The organism is Vibrio sp. 10N.222.52.B7 (assembly GCF_041474275.1).
GTDB lineage: Bacteria > Pseudomonadota > Gammaproteobacteria > Enterobacterales > Vibrionaceae > Vibrio > Vibrio crassostreae_C.
In genome coordinates, this window is sequence record NZ_JBFRTU010000128.1 from 1 (window position 1) to 454 (window position 454).

The following is a 454-nucleotide window of genomic DNA, read 5'->3' on the forward strand; positions in this document are numbered from 1 at the left end:
CCAGAAGAACGCAGCATTGCAGGCATAGATGCATCCACAATGATATCGCTTGGTACGTGTAGGTTAGTAATGCCACGGTCCGAATCAACCATCGCTAGTGGTGGCTGAGTCTCGTATACCGCTTGCAGGTCAGCTTCGATTGCTTCTTTCTGCTCTTGAGGAAGCGCATCAATCTTCGCGTAGACATCACCGATGCCGTTATTTACATCAACGCCTAGCTCTTCAAACAGCTGACCGTGTTTAGCAAATACGTCTTTGTAGTAAACCTTAACCGCGTGACCAAAGATCACTGGGTCAGATACTTTCATCATCGTCGCTTTCAAGTGAAGAGAAAGCAGTACACCTTGCTCTTTAGCCGATGCGATTTCTTTTTCGAAGAATGCAACCAAAGCGGCCTTATTCATCACTGACGCATCAATGATCTCTTTATCTTGCAGTGCAAAAGCTGGCTTCA

1 protein-coding gene is annotated in these 454 nt (G+C 46.3%); it reads right to left on the reverse strand.

What is annotated here, in order from left to right:
* Positions 1–454, reverse strand: a 454-nt coding sequence (locus AB4512_RS21230) for an NADP-dependent isocitrate dehydrogenase (RefSeq protein ID WP_372175592.1), incomplete at both ends; no start/stop codon positions are given.